The organism is Bacteroides faecis MAJ27, from assembly GCF_900106755.1.
Taxonomy (GTDB): domain Bacteria; phylum Bacteroidota; class Bacteroidia; order Bacteroidales; family Bacteroidaceae; genus Bacteroides; species Bacteroides faecis.
This window is the reverse complement of record NZ_FNNN01000020.1, coordinates 60710-77559: the sequence shown is the minus strand read 5'-3', so window position 1 is coordinate 77559 and position 16850 is coordinate 60710. Positions and strand designations below refer to the sequence as shown.

The 16850-nt window shown below is 43.1% G+C and carries 13 protein-coding genes and 4 tRNA genes; 13 read left to right on the top strand and 4 right to left on the bottom strand.

Going from position 1 to position 16850, the window contains the following annotated elements; translation table 11 throughout:
- The first annotated feature begins 42 nt into the window (after window positions 1–42).
- The 3 genes from priA to BLW31_RS16860 are packed head-to-tail and all read left to right on the top strand — an operon-like array spanning window position 43 to window position 4869.
- Entirely contained in the window at window positions 43–2499 is a 2457-nt protein-coding gene (gene priA, locus BLW31_RS16870; RefSeq protein ID WP_010535573.1) for a replication restart helicase PriA, read from the top strand.
- Between the two features lie 58 nt (window positions 2500–2557).
- A complete protein-coding gene (locus BLW31_RS16865) occupies window positions 2558–4354 on the top strand; it encodes a DUF4091 domain-containing protein (RefSeq protein ID WP_010535572.1) in 1797 nt (598 codons plus the stop codon).
- Window positions 4355–4398: 44 nt separating this feature from the next.
- Window positions 4399–4869: a low molecular weight protein-tyrosine-phosphatase gene (locus BLW31_RS16860; protein WP_029425060.1), complete on the top strand. Its 471-nt coding sequence runs from the start codon at window positions 4399–4401 to the stop codon at window positions 4867–4869.
- On the opposite strand, the gene BLW31_RS16855 is transcribed toward BLW31_RS16860, so the two are convergent.
- Window positions 4844–6916, bottom strand: coding sequence for an HD family phosphohydrolase (locus BLW31_RS16855; RefSeq protein ID WP_010535570.1), 2073 nt, complete (start codon window positions 6914–6916; stop codon window positions 4844–4846). The two genes, BLW31_RS16860 and BLW31_RS16855, sit on opposite strands and share 26 nt — an antisense overlap.
- Window positions 6917–7010: 94 nt before the next feature.
- Between BLW31_RS16855 and gltX the strand changes: the two genes are divergently transcribed.
- Complete coding sequence (gltX, locus tag BLW31_RS16850) at window positions 7011–8525, top strand: glutamate--tRNA ligase (RefSeq protein WP_010535569.1); 1515 nt, start codon at window positions 7011–7013, stop codon at window positions 8523–8525.
- 16 nt (window positions 8526–8541) lie between these two features.
- Window positions 8542–9765 (top strand): 3-deoxy-D-manno-octulosonic acid transferase, encoded by a 1224-nt coding sequence (locus BLW31_RS16845; RefSeq protein WP_010535568.1) that lies wholly within the window; start codon window positions 8542–8544, stop codon window positions 9763–9765.
- 158 nt (window positions 9766–9923) lie between these two features.
- Here BLW31_RS16845 and BLW31_RS16840 read toward each other — a convergent pair whose 3' ends face one another.
- The 3 genes from BLW31_RS16840 to BLW31_RS16830 all read right to left on the bottom strand — a co-directional run bounded on the left by BLW31_RS16840 (window position 9924) and on the right by BLW31_RS16830 (window position 13342).
- Window positions 9924–10187 carry a TlpA family protein disulfide reductase gene (locus BLW31_RS16840; protein WP_010535567.1) on the bottom strand — a complete coding sequence of 88 codons (264 nt, stop codon included), beginning with the start codon at window positions 10185–10187 and terminating at the stop codon, window positions 9924–9926.
- Between the two features lie 765 nt (window positions 10188–10952).
- Entirely contained in the window at window positions 10953–11465 is a 513-nt protein-coding gene (locus BLW31_RS16835) for a gamma carbonic anhydrase family protein (RefSeq protein WP_010535566.1), read from the bottom strand.
- A 95-nt stretch (window positions 11466–11560) separates the two neighbouring features.
- Window positions 11561–13342: an aminopeptidase P family protein gene (locus BLW31_RS16830; protein WP_022300898.1), complete on the bottom strand. Its 1782-nt coding sequence runs from the start codon at window positions 13340–13342 to the stop codon at window positions 11561–11563.
- Between the two features lie 191 nt (window positions 13343–13533).
- Here BLW31_RS16830 and rpsU point away from each other — a divergent pair, with 191 nt between their 5' ends.
- From rpsU to tuf, 8 genes are all read left to right on the top strand, one after another.
- Window positions 13534–13725 (top strand): 30S ribosomal protein S21, encoded by a 192-nt coding sequence (rpsU, locus tag BLW31_RS16820; protein ID WP_002558090.1) that lies wholly within the window; start codon window positions 13534–13536, stop codon window positions 13723–13725.
- A gap of 73 nt (window positions 13726–13798) precedes the next feature.
- The gene (gene xerC / locus BLW31_RS16815; protein ID WP_010535564.1) at window positions 13799–14680 is read left to right on the top strand and encodes a tyrosine recombinase XerC; all 882 of its coding nucleotides are present in this window, start codon (window positions 13799–13801) and stop codon (window positions 14678–14680) included.
- A 16-nt stretch (window positions 14681–14696) separates the two neighbouring features.
- The gene (gene hpf, locus BLW31_RS16810) at window positions 14697–14996 is read left to right on the top strand and encodes a ribosome hibernation-promoting factor, HPF/YfiA family (RefSeq protein ID WP_010535563.1); all 300 of its coding nucleotides are present in this window, start codon (window positions 14697–14699) and stop codon (window positions 14994–14996) included.
- Between the two features lie 97 nt (window positions 14997–15093).
- A tRNA-Thr gene (locus BLW31_RS16805) sits at window positions 15094–15167 on the top strand.
- 127 nt (window positions 15168–15294) lie between these two features.
- Window positions 15295–15377, top strand: a tRNA-Tyr gene (locus BLW31_RS16800).
- Between the two features lie 28 nt (window positions 15378–15405).
- A tRNA-Gly gene (locus BLW31_RS16795) sits at window positions 15406–15478 on the top strand.
- Window positions 15479–15488: 10 nt separating this feature from the next.
- A tRNA-Thr gene (locus BLW31_RS16790) sits at window positions 15489–15560 on the top strand.
- Window positions 15561–15610: 50 nt separating this feature from the next.
- On the top strand, window positions 15611–16795 hold the full coding sequence (gene tuf / locus BLW31_RS16785; RefSeq protein WP_008762026.1) for an elongation factor Tu: 1185 nt from the start codon (window positions 15611–15613) through the stop codon (window positions 16793–16795).
- Window positions 16796–16850 lie beyond the last annotated feature (55 nt).

Sequence of the window (16850 nt, the reverse complement as noted above, 5' to 3'; positions counted from 1 at the left end):
TCTTTTAAATCCCCATTTTTTTATTGTACTTTTGTGCTTGCAATGAAAAAGTATGTAGATGTCATATTACCATTACCGCTTCCGAAATATTTCACCTATTCTCTGCCGGATGAATGTGCGGAAGAGGTCGAGATCGGTTGTCGTGTGATAGTTCCTTTCGGACGGAAGAAGTTTTATACAGCTATCGTTCGTAATGTTCATTATTGTGCTCCGACGGAGTATGAGGTGAAGGAAATATCAGCATTGCTGGATGCTTCTCCTATTTTGTTGCCCACTCAGTTTAAATTCTGGGAATGGCTGGCGGATTATTATCTCTGTACGCAAGGAGATGTTTATAAAGCGGCACTTCCTTCCGGCTTGAAGTTGGAGAGTGAAACGATCGTGGAATATAATTCTGACTTTGAAGCGGATACACCATTGTCAGAAAGAGAACAGCGTATTCTTGATTTGCTTTCGGTAGACTCCCAGCAGTGTGTCACTAAACTGGAGAAGGAGAGTGATATGAAAAATATCCTTACCGTCATTAAATCTCTGCTGGATAAAGAAGCCATTTTTGTGAAAGAAGAATTGCGTCGTACTTACAAGCCAAAAACAGAGGCAAGGGTACGATTAGCGGGCTCTGCTGATGAAAAGAGGCTTCATATCTTGTTTGATATCCTGTCCCGTGCTCCGAAGCAGTTGGCGTTGCTGATGAAATATGTAGAGTGTTCAGGAATATTAGGAAGAGAAACGCCAAAAGAAGTTTCGAAAAAAGAACTTTTACAACGTGCGGGTGTATCTCCTTCTATTCTGAATGGTCTGGTGGAAAAAAAGATATTTGAGATTTACTTTCATGAGGTCGGTCGGTTGAATCAGCAAGTGAAAGATGTGGTTGAGTTGAATGCCTTGAACGAGTTTCAGCAGCGGGCACATGATGAGATCATACAATCCTTCCAGGAGAAAAATGTCTGTCTGCTTTATGGAGTTACATCAAGTGGTAAAACAGAAGTATATATTCATCTGATAGAAGAAACGATCCGTCAGGGAAAACAAGTGTTGTATCTCTTGCCTGAAATAGCGTTGACAACTCAAATCACAGAGCGTTTGCAACGGGTATTCGGTTCTCGTTTGGGGATTTATCATTCCAAGTTTCCGGATGCCGAGCGAGTAGAGATTTGGCGCAAACAACTGGGAGAGAAAGGGTATGATATTATTCTGGGGGTCCGTTCTTCCGTATTTTTGCCTTTCCGTGATCTGGGATTGGTCATTGTGGACGAGGAGCATGAGAATACATATAAGCAACAAGATCCGGCTCCCCGTTATCATGCACGTAATGCAGCTATCGTACTGGCTGCCATGTATGGAGCTAAAACACTTCTCGGAACTGCCACTCCCTCTATAGAAACATGGCAGAACGCTACCAGTGGAAAATATGGATTTGTACAGCTGAAAGAACGATATAAAGAGATTCAGTTACCGGAAATAATCCCGGTAGATATCAAAGAACTTCATCGCAAGAGGCGGATGGTAGGACAGTTCTCACCGCTGCTGATACAATACATGAAAGAGGCACTGGAGCAGAAAGAACAAGTCATTCTCTTTCAAAATCGCCGCGGATTTGCACCGATGGTAGAATGTCGTACTTGCGGCTGGGTGCCGAAATGTAAGAACTGCGATGTGAGCCTGACTTATCATAAGGGAATCAACCAACTGACATGCCATTATTGCGGCTATACCTATCAACTGCCGAAATCCTGTCCCGCCTGCGAAGGTACAGAACTGGTCAATCGTGGTTTTGGAACGGAAAAGATTGAAGATGATATTAAGGTTCTTTTCCCGGAAGCGGCTGTGGCCCGCATGGATCTGGATACTACCCGTACCCGTGCTGCCTATGAAAAGATTATCGCCGATTTTGAACAAGGGAAAACAGATATACTGATTGGTACGCAGATGGTGTCGAAAGGGCTGGACTTTGACCATGTAAGTATAGTAGGTATTCTGAATGCCGACACCATGTTGAACTATCCGGATTTCCGTTCTTACGAACGTGCCTTTCAACTGATGGCACAAGTGGCGGGACGAGCCGGGCGTAAGAATAAACGTGGGCGGGTAGTGCTGCAAACGAAGAGTATTGAACATCCTATTATCCACCAGGTTATCGGCAATAATTATGAAGAAATGGTGGATGGTCAGCTCGCAGAGCGGCAAATGTTCCACTATCCTCCCTACTATCGGTTGGTATATGTTTATTTGAAGAACCATAATGAATCACTGCTGGATCAGATGGCAGCGGTCATGGCAGATAAGCTAAGAATGGTGTTCGGCAACCGGGTATTGGGACCGGACAAACCTCCCGTTGCCCGTATCCAGACCTTATTCATAAAAAAGATAGTGCTGAAGATCGAACAGAATGCTCCGATGGGACGTGCACGCGAATTGCTGCAACGTATTCAGAAAGAGATGCTGGAAGATGAACGCTATAAGTCTCTGATCGTCTATTATGATGTAGATCCGATGTAGCCCTCCATATAGATCTCACTAATTTTCTCTTATAATAACCTTTATAAATTAATTAACCATGAAACGACTTACGATTTATTGCTTAACATGTCTTATTGGTGTGAGTCCTCTTTTTGCTCAACAAGGAGTGACTCAGTGTGGAACCTCTACGGGGCAACCGAAATTTCCAATAGAGACTTACGAGGAACTGCCTGACCCTACGCCCCCCTCTGACAAAGAATGGGCAGCAGTGATTACCACCCAGGTTTCCTGGGGAACTACCGATGTCCGGTATGCGAAACACAAACTCCCCCAGTTGAAGAAACAGCAAATTGCAGTCTTGAAAGGCTGGCGCGGCGAACGTGTAAATGCGCAGGCTGTCGTATGGACAGGTGCTGAAGTGAAAGACTTGAACTTCAGCTTTACTGATTTTAAAGATAAAAAAGGAAATTCTCTTTCGAACGAAGCATTCAAGGGCGGTTTCATCCGTTACGTGATGACCGATGAATTGAATAAGGACGGCAGAGGTGCATGTGGGCACCGAAAGGCTGTGGATTTTGATTCACTGCTGGTAGCCGATCCGATTGACACGAATCTGAAATCTCTGGCTCTTCCTTCGCGTACGGTTCAGCCTATCTGGGTGCAATGCTGGATTCCTCAATCCGCTGCTCCCGGAACTTATAAGGGAGCATTACTGGTAAAAGACGGTTCCCGTCTGTTGCAGCAGCTTAATCTTGAAATAGTAGTTTCTTCCCGTGAACTTCCTGTACCGTCCGAATGGGCTTATCATCTGGATTTGTGGCAGAGCCCGTTTGCTGTTGCCCGTTATTATCAGGTTCCCTTGTGGAGTCAGGAACATTTGGACGCTATGCGCCCATTGATGAAAATGTTGGCGGATGCCGGACAGAAGATTATTACAGCTACCTTGACACATAAGCCCTGGAACGGTCAGACAGAAGATTATTTTGACACGATGGTCACTTGGATGAAACGTGCTGACGGTACTTGGGCTTTTGACTATACCGTTTTCGACCGTTGGGTAGAATTTATGATGAGTGTCGGTATTGACAAACAGATCAACTGCTACTCTATGGTTCCCTGGGAATTATCTTTCCAGTATTTTGACCAGGCTACGAATTCATTGCAATTTGTGAAGACAGCACCGGGGGAACCTGCTTATGAAGAGATATGGGTTGCCATGCTTGCTTCCTTCTCCAAGCATTTGAAAGAGAAAGGCTGGTTTGATATTTGTACGATTGCGATGGATGAGCGTCCGATGGAGGTGATGCAGAAAACATTGAAGGTGATTCGTAAAGCAGATCCTGAGTTTAAAGTATCACTGGCTGGTAACTATCATGCTGAGATAGAGCCTGATTTATATGACTATTGCATAACTATCGGTCAGAACTTCCCGGAAGAGGTGCGTCTCCGTCGTTTGGCTGAGAATAAGCGCACTACTTATTATACTTGTTGTACGGAAGCACATCCTAATACATTCACCTTTTCCGATCCGGCTGAGGCTGCCTGGATGAGTTACTATTGCTCTAAGAAACATCTGGACGGCTATCTGCGCTGGGCATACAATAGCTGGCCTTTGGAACCATTGCTTGATTCACGTTTCCGTACCTGGGCGGCTGGAGATACTTATCTGGTATATCCGGGAGCTCGTAGCTGTATCCGTTTCGAACGTTTGATCGAAGGTATTCAGGCACACGAAAAAATAACGATTCTCCGCCAGGAATTTGAGAAAAAGGGAGATAAAGCCGGACTAAAGAAAATAGAGAAAATGTTAGCTCCGTTCAGACTGGGGGCCATGCCGGAAATACCGGCAGCTGTTACCGTGAACCGGGCGAATCAGATACTGAATTCGTTTTGATATAGCAGAGACGAATTAATTCTGCCAATTATTAAAAGTAAATGATGAAGAAAATACTGTTTGTCTGTTTAGGAAATATCTGCCGTAGCTCTACGGCAGAAGGGGTAATGCTTCACCTGATCAAAGAAGCCGGACTGGAAAAAGAATTTGTGATAGATTCCGCGGGAATCCTGTCATATCATCAGGGTGAATTGCCGGATAGCCGGATGCGTGCCCATGCTGCCCGTCGTGGTTATCAACTGGTTCATCGCTCCCGTCCGGTACGAACGGAGGATTTTTATAATTTTGATTTGATTATTGGCATGGACGACCGTAACATAGACGATCTGAAAGAGAAAGCTCCTTCTATGGAAGAATGGAAAAAGATTCACCGTATGACGGAGTATTGTACCCGTATTCCTGCCGATCATGTCCCCGACCCCTACTATGGAGGGGCCGAAGGATTTGAGTATGTGCTGGATGTGCTCGAAGATGCCTGTGCCGGCCTGCTTACTTCTTTAGCTCAGGATAGCTGATCCGGGTGTGGTAAGCAATCTTCAGCTTTTCTTTGAATACTGCCTTAATCGTCGCAATGTCCTTGAAAGTAATAGGGCATTCTTTGAAGTAACCTTCTGCAACTTGGGAGTCAATGATTTTGTCGACCAAGTTGCTTATACTTTCTTCGGTATACTCCGGTAAGCTGCGTGAAGCGGCTTCAACGGCATCCGCCATCATCAGAATAGCTGTCTCCTTTGAGAAAGGGTTGGGACCCGGATAAGTGAACAGCTCCTCATTCGGTTCTTCGTCCGGATGTTCGTTTTTCCATGAAATATAGAAGAATTTCGTTTTTCCTCGTCCATGATGAGTGCTGATGAAGTCTTTGATTACTTTCGGCAGATTGTGTTTGTCTGCCAGTTTCAACCCGTCTGTCACGTGACTGATCACGACCTGAGCACTCTGTTCGTAATTCAGATTCTTATGAGGATTGACTCCTCCCGACTGGTTTTCTGTAAAGAAGGCCGGATTCTCCATCTTGCCAATATCATGATATAAGGCTCCGGTACGTACTAATTGACTTTTCGCTCCGATACGGATAGCTGCCTCTGCTGCCAGATTGGCTACTTGCATAGAGTGCTGGAAAGTTCCGGGCACTGTTTCGGACATTTGCCGCAGGAGGTCGCTGTTGATATTTGAAAGCTCGACCAAAGTCACATTAGAAGTAAAGCCGAATGTTTTTTCCAACAGGAACAACAGCGGATATGTAAACAGCAGCAGGATACCATTGATAATGAAATAGGTGTACATCCGGACATTCAGTTTCGAAAAGTCATTGGCAAGTCCGTTTTCAGTCATTAGCTCAAAAGCGAAGTAGATGGCTGCATAAGTCAGTATCACCAATAATGCCGTACGGAAGAGTTGTGATCTCTGTGAGAGTTCCCTTAAACTGAAAATGGCAACTAATCCGGCGGCTAACTGCGTCAGAATGAACTCATGCGGAAAACGCAGTGATATAGAACAGATCAATATCGTAATGACATGCGTCAGGAAAGCCGTTCGCGAATCAAGGAAAACTCGTATGATGATGGGCAGCATCGCATACGGAATCATATATACATTGAATATATTGTGTGTTACCATGAAAGCGGTTACCACACTATAGAACACAATCAGTGTAAACAATAACGACAAGCTGCCTTTGCGCTCATAATAATCTTTCCTGAACAGGTCGAGATAGAGCATGAAGCAAAGCATCAGCATGCCGACAAATAAAATCTGTCCGGCAAGAATCAGACGGCTCTGATCAATGGATTCACTGCGTTTGATGGACTCTTTGCGTAATGACTCCAGTATGTTATAAGTTTCCGGACTAATGATTTCTCCGCGATCTATGATTTTCTGTCCGCTGACAACCAATCCGTTTGCCCAGGAATAATTATTAAGCATTTCTTCTTTGGCGGTCTGCGTCCGTTGCTGGTCGAAGGTAAGATTAGGAGTAATATATTCGTTTAAGGAACATTGTCTCAGAATCTCACGGTTGAAGTGGGTCGTATCTGCGGATAACAAGTATTCATAGGCTTTCTTGACCGTATATATATTATCGGTAGGCTTGGAGTTAGCAAGCTTATCATCGATGATCATGATAGCCGATGTGCTGTCTTTGTGGAGTTTTTGTATGTTTTCTGTCGATACGATACCTGCTCCGTATATTTCTTTTAATGTCCGTTCGATGTATCGCAAATAATCTACGGAAGGGAGTATACCTTTCAGATGAGTATGGTAATTCTCCTTTAACTTGCTGATTGCATCTTTTTCAATCTGTTTGTCGAGCAGATAATAGGGTTGGAAGGAAGCCAACAGACTATCCTGCTCCCGGTTCACTACTGCATCGTCTTTGTAGATCGGAAAGTCGAAAGTTGCAATCAGTTGTCCGTACTTCCAAGGCTTGTTGATATCAAACTGATAGTTGAACTTCCCGTCACGTGGCAGGAAATAGACAATCAGTGTCACTGTGACTATAAACAGCAATGATTTATATAATAGATCTCTTCGTGAGAACCTCTTTTTTTTCTTCATATGTTCCATACGCATTGAAATTTTTGCGAAAAGTACAAAAAAAAACAATAGTGTGGAAAAAAAGGTTTAATTTTGCCACGATTTACCTATACTAACCCAAATTATGGCAGAAAGAAAAGTAAGAGTTCGTTTTGCTCCGAGTCCTACGGGAGCATTGCACATCGGCGGTGTGCGTACAGCTTTGTATAATTATCTGTTTGCGCGTCAACACGGCGGAGACTTGATTTTTCGTATTGAAGATACTGACTCTAACCGGTTTGTTCCGGGAGCGGAAGAGTACATACTCGAGTCATTCAAGTGGTTGGGTATCCACTTTGACGAAGGAGTGAGCTTCGGTGGAGAACATGGCCCGTACCGTCAGTCCGAACGTCGCGAAATTTATAAGAAATATGTGCAGATTTTGCTGGACAATGACAAAGCATACATAGCTTTTGATACTCCCGAGGAACTGGACGCTAAGCGTGCGGAAATTGCTAACTTCCAATATGATGCATCTACCCGTGGGATGATGCGTAATTCTCTGACGATGTCGAAAGAAGAAGTGGACGCATTGATTGCTGAAGGAAAGCAATATGTGGTTCGTTTCAAAATCGAGCCGAACGAGAATGTTCACGTGAATGACTTGATTCGTGGTGAAGTAGTTATTAATTCATCTATTCTGGATGATAAGGTGCTCTATAAGTCGGCTGATGAATTGCCTACTTATCATCTTGCCAATATCGTAGACGACCATTTAATGGAAGTGTCTCATGTAATCCGTGGCGAAGAATGGCTGCCTTCAGCTCCGTTGCACGTACTGTTATACCGTGCATTCGGTTGGGAAGATACGATGCCGGAATTTGCCCACCTGCCTTTGCTGCTGAAACCGGAAGGAAACGGTAAGCTGAGCAAGCGTGACGGCGACCGCCTGGGATTCCCTGTATTCCCGTTGGAATGGCGTCCGGAATCGGGCGAAGTGTCTTCCGGATATCGTGAATCAGGTTATTTGCCCGAAGCGGTGATTAACTTCCTGGCTTTATTGGGATGGAATCCGGGCAACGATCAGGAAGTAATGTCTATGGATGAGATGATACAGTTGTTCGATATCCATCGTTGCAGTAAGTCGGGGGCTAAATTCGACTATAAAAAAGGTATTTGGTTCAATCATCAGTATATCCAGCTTAAACCGAATGAAGAGATTGCCGAACTGTTTCTGCCTGTGCTGAAAGAGCATGGCGTGGAAGCTCCTTTCGAGAAGGTTGTTACGGTAGTTGGTATGATGAAAGATCGTGTAAGTTTTATCAAGGAACTGTGGGATGTATGTAGCTTCTTCTTTGTAGCTCCTGCTGAATATGACGAAAAGACAGTAAAGAAACGCTGGAAGGAAGACTCTGCAAAATGTATGACGGAATTGGCGGAAGTCATTGCCGGCATTGAAGATTTCAGCATTGAAGGCCAGGAAAAAGTAGTGATGGACTGGATTGCTGAGAAAGGTTACCACACGGGTAATATAATGAATGCTTTCCGTTTGACGCTGGTGGGCGAAGGAAAAGGTCCGCACATGTTCGATATCTCTTGGGTACTGGGCAAGGAAGAGACATTGGCTCGTATGAAGCGTGCCGTAGAGGTACTTAAATAATTAGGACTTGTAAATTATGCTTTACAACCTGGCAATAGTTATTTATGACCTTCTGGTTCATTTAGCTGCCCCGTTTAGCCGTAAACCCCGAAAAATGATGAAGGGGCATTGGGTGGTATATGAGCTTTTACGTCAACAAGTGGAGAAAGGAGAACAGTATATCTGGTTTCATGCTGCTTCGCTCGGTGAGTTTGAACAGGGGCGTCCATTAATAGAAATGATTCGGGAAAAATATCCCAATTATAAGATATTGCTTACTTTTTTCTCTCCTTCCGGTTACGAAGTGCGCAAGCATTACCGGGGAGCGGACATTGTATGCTATCTGCCGTTTGATAAACCGCGGAATGTGAAGAAGTTCCTGGATATTGCAAACCCTTGCATGGCGTTCTTCATCAAGTACGAATTCTGGAAGAATTATCTGGATGAACTTCATAAACGTCGTATTCCAGTATATAGCGTATCTTCCATTTTCCGTCGTGATCAGATATTCTTTAAATGGTATGGAGGAACTTATCGCAATGTGTTGAAAGATTTCGATCATTTGTTTGTGCAGAATGAGGCCTCCAAACGCTATTTGTCGAAGATTGGTATCAGTCGTGTGACAGTGGTGGGAGATACTCGTTTCGACCGTGTGTTGCAGATTCGCGAAGAGGCCAAAGACCTTCCGCTGGTGAAAATGTTTAAAGGAGACAATGCCTTTACATTTGTGGCGGGCAGTTCTTGGGGACCGGATGAGGATTTGTTTTTGGAGTATTTCAACAGCCATCCGGAAATGAAGCTGATTATTGCTCCGCATGTGATTGATGAAAATCATCTGGTGGAAATAATCAGTAAGTTGAAACGTCCTTATGTACGCTATACTCGTGCTGACGAAAAGAATGTGTTGAAAGTTGATTGTTTGATTATCGACTGCTTCGGACTGCTATCTTCTATTTATCGTTATGGAGAAGTGGCATATATTGGAGGTGGTTTTGGTGTCGGCATTCATAATACGCTGGAAGCGGCTGTATATGGTATTCCTGTCATCTTCGGACCGAAATATCAAAAGTTTATGGAGGCGATCCGATTGCTCGAAGCCAAAGGCGCATACTCAATAAAGGATTATGATGAACTCAAAGCCTTGCTGGACCGATTCCAGACAGATGATGTTTTCATGCGTGAAACCGGTGCGAATGCCGGTTATTATGTGACCAGTAATGCCGGAGCTACGGAAAAGATTATGCACATGATTAACTTTTAGAGATTGATATATAAGAATAATGATCCCCTTATTTTAGTACTCCATTATGGATAAGGCTAAAATAGGGGGATTTTCTTTTAAAGCTGTTTTCCGGCTATGTAACTTTCAGCTTGAATTTCTTAAGGTGGAGTTTTGCTTTCGGTGAATGCTTATAGCTTTTATATTTTATTGATTTCTTGTTCCAATAAATTTTTCAGCTCTTTAGCTGTGATGTGAGTGAAACGTTTCACGATGTTTCCTTGCTTATCCATTATCAGGTACATCGGTAGCCCTGTCATCTGAAACTGCTTCCATAAGTAATTCCATTGCTCTTTGTTTAGCCAATAGTGATCTCCGGCTATATCTTCTATGAGTATTTTCCATGTTTTTTGTATATGATTATATAGTAGAGTTCTTGTTGATATAGCTGCTTGGTATTGCATGAATATGGTTTAAGAGATGATAGGAGCCAAACTTGTATTAGAGTACTTCCCGATAAGTACAAGACTTGCTCGTGGCAAGTACTTGAGTTGTTTGATTCTGGTACAACGTTTGAGTCGAAGATGTACGACATTTGAATGAAAGATGTACAGCTATTAGTTCATACTACTACTTGGATACTTTCTGCATTCAGCCCTTTCAGTTTTTCTCGCAAACGACTTGCCGGAAGGGGGGAGCGGCTGAAGGAACACTTTTATACCCCTTCTCAGATTGCTTAGAGAAGGGGGGAGTGGTTTCAGCCCCTTTCAGCCTCGGTCATATATAAATTCATAATTTACTGGCTGTGGCTACTTTGTCTGCAAGTTATAGCCATTTAGCATACGGGCTGAATTCTGTAGGCTCGGAGATGAGTTTCATTCACCACCGAGATGAAGGTTACCCGCCTCCGAAGTGAAAATGGATAGTATACCGGGTTATTTAAAATGAATAAACCGATCTATAGTTCAGAAAAAAAACAGAGGCTTCGTTTGCCTCAAACAGAGGTTCTGTTTGTTCCTGATAGAACCTTTGTTTGGGATCAATACAGGCTCTATTGAGACGGAAGTTAGTAGTTTCCGAATATTTTATCTTTCCGGCTGAAGGGGCTGAAACTATTTACCCTTTCATAGAGCATGTCAGAGAAGGGGTGTAAAAGCACGCCTTCAGCCGCTATCCCCTTCTGGCAAGTCGTTTGCGAGAAAAGCTGAAAGGGCTGAAGGCTGTTTTTTCTATTTATACCATTGAGAATACATCAGGTAATTGTGAGCGATTTTTTGGTTTAGCTCCTTCGCCTGTTCAGGGTCTACCTTCTTAATAAATTTAGCGGGTACTCCGCCCCAGATACTTCCGGGTTCTATTACTGTATTACTCAATACCAAAGAGCCGGCGGCAACGATGGCTCCTTCGCCCACTATAGCATGATCCAGTATGGTAGATCCCATTCCTATGAGTGCATAATCTTTAACAGTTGCTCCATGAATGGTCACATTATGTCCTACCGAAACATGATCACCGATTTCAATGGTTGATTTCTCATATAAAGTATGTAGCACGGTTCCATCTTGAATATTGACTCCATTGCCTATCCGTATAGAATTGACGTCACCACGCAATACTGTACAGAACCAGATGCTACAGTCATCTCCTATTTTTACATCTCCTATAATAGTTGCATTGTCTGCCAAAAAGCAGTTCTCTCCAATTTCGGGAGTAAAACCTCGAACTGATTTGATTAAAGCCATAAAATATATTGTTTTTGATGATGTTTTTATTGAATACTTTTCCATTTTGACACATCCTCCCTCGTGTTAGGCTCAGATGTCGCACGGAAACAGTTTTAAATAGCTTCTGTTGCTTCTTGCAACCATTTCTTTTCTTCTTCGTTCAGACTGGGAGAAAGTTTATCGTAAACGGTTTGATGATAGTCATTGAACCACTTGATTTCTTCTGCCGTCAGCATCTCTTTGATGATACCTTTCTTGCAGATAGGACATAGGGTGATGGTTTCAAACTTAAGGTATTCTCCAAACATTCCTTCTCTGTCTTTGCAGACCAGCGTCAGATTTTCGGTGCGTATCCCGTGGCTGCCTGCTTTATACACACCGGGTTCATTGGAAGTGACCATGCCGGGTTGCAGCACAACAGGATTCTCATTCATACGGATACTTTGAGGTCCTTCGTGAACACTCAGAAAATGTCCGACGCCATGTCCCGTGCCATGTAGGAAGTTCATTCCATGACTCCAGATAGGCATACGGGCCAATACGTCGAGCTGAGCACCGCGTGTTCCGGCAGGGAATTTAGCCATTGCCAATGCAATGTGACCTTTTAATATTAAGGTATAGTCTGTTTTTTCTTCTTCCGTCAGTTCACCTAATGCAATGGTGCGGGTGATATCGGTAGTTCCGTCCCAATATTGTGCTCCCGAATCCAACAGAAGGAAACCTTTTGGTTGAAGCGTGACATCGCTTTCCGGTGTTGCTGAATAGTGCACAATTGCTCCATGCTCTTTGTATCCGGCGATTGTATCGAAGCTTTCTCCCATATAAAGAGGTTGGGCTGCTCGGAACTCATGTAACTTCCGGTCTACACTTAATTCGGTCTCTTTGCCCGAAGGTACTGATTCTTCCAGCCATTTGAGGAATTTGACAAGTGCCACACCATCCCGTTGCATCGCATGGTGGATGCCGTCAATTTCCTGCTCATTACGAATTGCTTTCAGTAACGTCACGGGGGATTCGCCACGGATGATCTTACATGAAGGATTGATGGATGTGTAAATTGCATAGTTCGTTCTTCTGGGATCGATGAGTATGCTTTCTCCTGTAAAAGAACTCAGAAAAGCCTCTGTTTCATCATATCTCTTCAGGCTGACCTTCTGCTCTTTCAAATACTCGCTTACTTCTTGGGTAACCTTCTCCGGCGAGATAAAATAAATCACATCGTCCTGAGTAATCAGCAGGTAACTCACTATAACCGGATTGCAATGTACATCACTTCCTCTCAAATTAAGAGTCCATGCTATTTCGTCCAGACTGGACAAGAATAAGGCATAAATACCTTTCTTTTTCAGTTCAGCACGAATAGCGGTAACTTTTTCCTCACAACTTTTTCCTGCATATTTGACGTCATAGATGAAGGCCGGAGCATCGGGCATGGAAGGACGGTCTTTCCATATGCTTTTCAGCGGGTCGCCAAACATATCGATCTGTAACTGATATGGCGCCAGATCCTCCTTCATCTGTTCCACCTGTTGCACAGAAAACATTTTTCCATCAATGCTCACAGATTCTCCCGGCTTTAGATTCTGACAGAGAAACGCTGTGATGCTCGGGGTTTCCGGTAACATCTCCTTATATAATGTAATACCGCTGCCTTCTAATTCCTTTTCCGCTTGTAGAAAATATCGGGAATCTGTCCACAATCCGGCTTTATCCATTAAGACAACGGCTGTTCCGGCGGAACCCGTAAAACCGGAAATCCATTCACGGGACATCCAGTAAGGAGCTACATACTCACTCAGGTGCGGATCGGTACTGGGAATGATGAACGCTTTGATATGGTTAGGATGAAATGTCATCCGTAGCGCGTGTAGACGCTCTTTTATACTCTGTTTCATACCTTATTATATTAATTATAGACATATTTAAGAGTTTCAAAGGTACTAACTTTTCGTGGTTAATGATTTGTTTATGAATAGTTTTTGAGAAATATTTGCCGAAAGTTTTGTGAATAAAGAAAGTATGTGTAATTTTGCGGCGCAATTTGACTGCGGAAATTTTTAACCAATAACATATTAATAATAACAAAATGATTGTAGTACCTGTAAAAGAAGGCGAAAACATTGAAAAAGCGCTGAAGAAGTTTAAAAGAAAATTTGAGAAAACTGGTATCGTAAAAGAATTGAGAAGCAGACAGCAATTTGATAAACCGTCTGTAACTAAAAGACTTAAGAAAGAACGTGCGGTTTATGTACAACAACTTCAGCAAGTAGAAGATTAATAATTCGTAATTTCCTTTGAATTATTGAATTCTTTTCATACATTCGTTGCACGATTTTAGATGTAGCGATATTATGTTAATTAAATCTTTTCTTGATTATCTCCGGTATGAGCGGAATTATTCCGAAAAAACCGTTCTGGCGTATGGCGAGGATATAAAGCAGCTGCGGGAGTTTGCTCAAGAAGAGTACGGAAAGTTTGATCCGTTGGAGGTGGAAGGTGAACTGATTCGTGAATGGATTGTTTCATTAATGGATAGGGGATATACTTCGACTTCTGTAAATCGTAAGTTGAGTTCGCTCCGGTCGTTCTATAAGTATCTTTTAAGGCAAGGAGAGGTGACAGTGGATCCGTTAAGGAAAATAACGGGACCTAAGAATAAAAAACCGTTACCTGTTTTTCTGAAAGAGAGCGAAATGGATAAGTTGCTGGATGATACGGACTTTGGCGAAGGATTTAAAGGCTGTCGCGATCGGTTGATTATTGAAATGTTTTATGCCACCGGCATGAGGCTTTCAGAATTGATAGGTTTGGATGATAAGGATGTGGATTTCTCCGCTTCTCTTTTGAAAGTAACCGGGAAAAGAAACAAGCAAAGGCTGATACCGTTCGGTGACGAACTGCGGGAGTTGATGCTTGAATATATTAATATAAGAAACGAAATGATTCCGGAAAGGTCGGAAGCCTTCTTCGTGAAGGAGAGTGGTGAACGGCTTTATAAGAATCTGGTCTATAATTTAGTGAAACGGAACCTGTCAAAGGTGGCGACGCTGAAGAAAAGAAGTCCTCACGTGTTGAGGCATACTTTTGCTACCACGATGCTGAATAATGAAGCGGAACTGGGCGCGGTAAAAGAACTTTTGGGTCACGAGAGTATCGCAACTACCGAGATCTATACGCATGCCACATTTGAAGAACTTAAAAAAGTGTATAAACAAGCTCATCCAAGAGCTTAAAAAAAAGGAGGTAAGTATGGATATTAGAATTCAATCAATTCACTTTGATGCGTCAGAGCAATTGCAGGCATTTATTCAGAAGAAAGTGTCTAAGTTGGAAAAATATTACGAAGATATAAAGAAAGTAGAGGTGTCATTAAAGGTAATTAAGCCGGAGGCTGCCGAAAATAAAGAGGCAGGCATAAAAATACTTATCCCCAATGGTGAGTTTTATGCAAGTAAAGTATGTGATACATTTGAGGAAGCAATTGACCTGGATGTAGAAGCGCTTGAAAAACAACTGGTGAAATACAAGGAAAAACAGCGTAGCAAATAAAAAAATCGCAAATATTTTGCGGGAAAGAAATAAATAACTAAATTTGCAGCCGTTTCGCTCGCGTTAGAACGTGACGGTTGCATTTTTTAGCTAGAACGCCTCTTTAGCTCAGTTGGCCAGAGCACGTGATTTGTAATCTCGGGGTCGTTGGTTCGAATCCGACAAGAGGCTCGAAGGGATGATGAAAGTCTTCCGGCTCGCATAGCGAGGAAAGAATTAGAAGAAGAACTGAGAATAAAACATCTGTCTTCGGAGTATTGTTCGCTTTTTGATTTTAATTCTTCGTTTTAAGTATTAAGGGCAAATACCAGAGTGGCCAAATGGGGCAGACTGTAAATCTGCTGTCTTTCGACTTCGGTGGTTCGAATCCATCTTTGCCCACAATCAGAGTGACAACTTTGGCAAGAATGCGGAAGTAGCTCAGTTGATAGAGCATTAGCCTTCCAAGCTGAGGGTCGCGGGTTTGAGCCCCGTCTTCCGCTCTTTTTTCTTGCTGTTATAGCTCAGTGGTAGAGCACTTCCTTGGTAAGGAAGAGGTCCCGGGTTCAAATCCCGGTAACAGCTCATAAAGATGTAAATGCTGATTATTAATCAAATAAATAACAAGTAAAGCTATGGCTAAAGAGAAATTTGAACGTACCAAACCGCACGTAAACATTGGTACAATCGGTCACGTAGACCACGGTAAGACAACGTTGACAGCTGCTATCACTACGGTGTTGGCAAAAAAAGGTCTTTCTGAGTTGCGTTCTTTCGATTCTATCGATAACGCTCCTGAAGAAAAAGAAAGAGGTATTACTATCAATACTTCACACGTTGAGTACGAAACAGCTAACCGTCACTACGCACACGTTGACTGTCCGGGACACGCCGACTACGTAAAGAACATGGTAACTGGTGCTGCTCAGATGGATGGTGCTATCATCGTTTGTGCTGCAACTGATGGTCCGATGCCTCAGACTCGCGAACATATCTTGTTGGCTCGTCAGGTAAACGTTCCTCGTCTGGTTGTATTCTTGAACAAGTGCGATATGGTAGACGACGAAGAAATGTTGGAACTCGTTGAAATGGAAATGAGAGAACTTCTTTCATTCTATGATTTCGATGGTGACAATACTCCTATCATCCAGGGTTCTGCTCTTGGCGCATTGAACGGTGTAGAAAAATGGGAAGACAAAGTTATGGAACTGATGGATGCAGTTGATAACTGGATTCCGCTTCCTCCGCGCGATGTTGATAAACCATTCTTGATGCCGGTTGAAGACGTGTTCTCTATCACAGGTCGTGGTACTGTAGCAACAGGTCGTATCGAATCTGGTATCATCCACGTAGGTGATGAAGTTGAAATCCTTGGTTTAGGTGAAGATAAGAAATCAGTTGTAACTGGTGTTGAAATGTTCCGTAAACTGTTGGATCAGGGTGAAGCTGGTGACAACGTAGGTTTGTTGCTCCGTGGTGTTGACAAGAACGAAATCAAACGTGGTATGGTTCTTTGTAAACCGGGTCAGATTAAACCACACTCTCGCTTCAAAGCTGAGGTTTATATCCTGAAGAAAGAAGAAGGTGGTCGTCACACTCCGTTCCACAACAAATACCGTCCTCAGTTCTACTTGCGTACTATGGACTGTACAGGTGAAATCACTTTGCCGGAAGGAACAGAAATGGTAATGCCGGGTGATAACGTAACTATCACTGTAGAGTTGATCTACCCAGTAGCATTGAACCCAGGTCTTCGTTTCGCTATCCGCGAAGGTGGACGTACAGTAGGTGCTGGTCAGATTACTGAAATTATCGACTAATACAACAATAATTAATCAGTTCCCGGTTTTACCATCGGGAACTGATTATGTACAA

Coding starts and splice junctions, on each gene's coding strand:
- BLW31_RS16840 (WP_010535567.1), bottom strand. CDS start 10,187: ATGCAATACCAAGCAGCTATATCAACAAGAACTCTACTATATAATCAT.
- rpsU (WP_002558090.1), top strand. CDS start 13,534: ATGATTGTAGTACCTGTAAAAGAAGGCGAAAACATTGAAAAAGCGCTG.
- BLW31_RS16860 (WP_029425060.1), top strand. CDS start 4,399: ATGAAGAAAATACTGTTTGTCTGTTTAGGAAATATCTGCCGTAGCTCT.
- xerC (WP_010535564.1), top strand. CDS start 13,799: ATGTTAATTAAATCTTTTCTTGATTATCTCCGGTATGAGCGGAATTAT.
- gltX (WP_010535569.1), top strand. CDS start 7,011: ATGGCAGAAAGAAAAGTAAGAGTTCGTTTTGCTCCGAGTCCTACGGGA.
- BLW31_RS16845 (WP_010535568.1), top strand. CDS start 8,542: ATGCTTTACAACCTGGCAATAGTTATTTATGACCTTCTGGTTCATTTA.
- BLW31_RS16865 (WP_010535572.1), top strand. CDS start 2,558: ATGAAACGACTTACGATTTATTGCTTAACATGTCTTATTGGTGTGAGT.
- BLW31_RS16855 (WP_010535570.1), bottom strand. CDS start 6,916: ATGGAACATATGAAGAAAAAAAAGAGGTTCTCACGAAGAGATCTATTA.
- priA (WP_010535573.1), top strand. CDS start 43: ATGAAAAAGTATGTAGATGTCATATTACCATTACCGCTTCCGAAATAT.
- BLW31_RS16835 (WP_010535566.1), bottom strand. CDS start 11,465: ATGGCTTTAATCAAATCAGTTCGAGGTTTTACTCCCGAAATTGGAGAG.
- BLW31_RS16830 (WP_022300898.1), bottom strand. CDS start 13,342: ATGAAACAGAGTATAAAAGAGCGTCTACACGCGCTACGGATGACATTT.
- tuf (WP_008762026.1), top strand. CDS start 15,611: ATGGCTAAAGAGAAATTTGAACGTACCAAACCGCACGTAAACATTGGT.
- hpf (WP_010535563.1), top strand. CDS start 14,697: ATGGATATTAGAATTCAATCAATTCACTTTGATGCGTCAGAGCAATTG.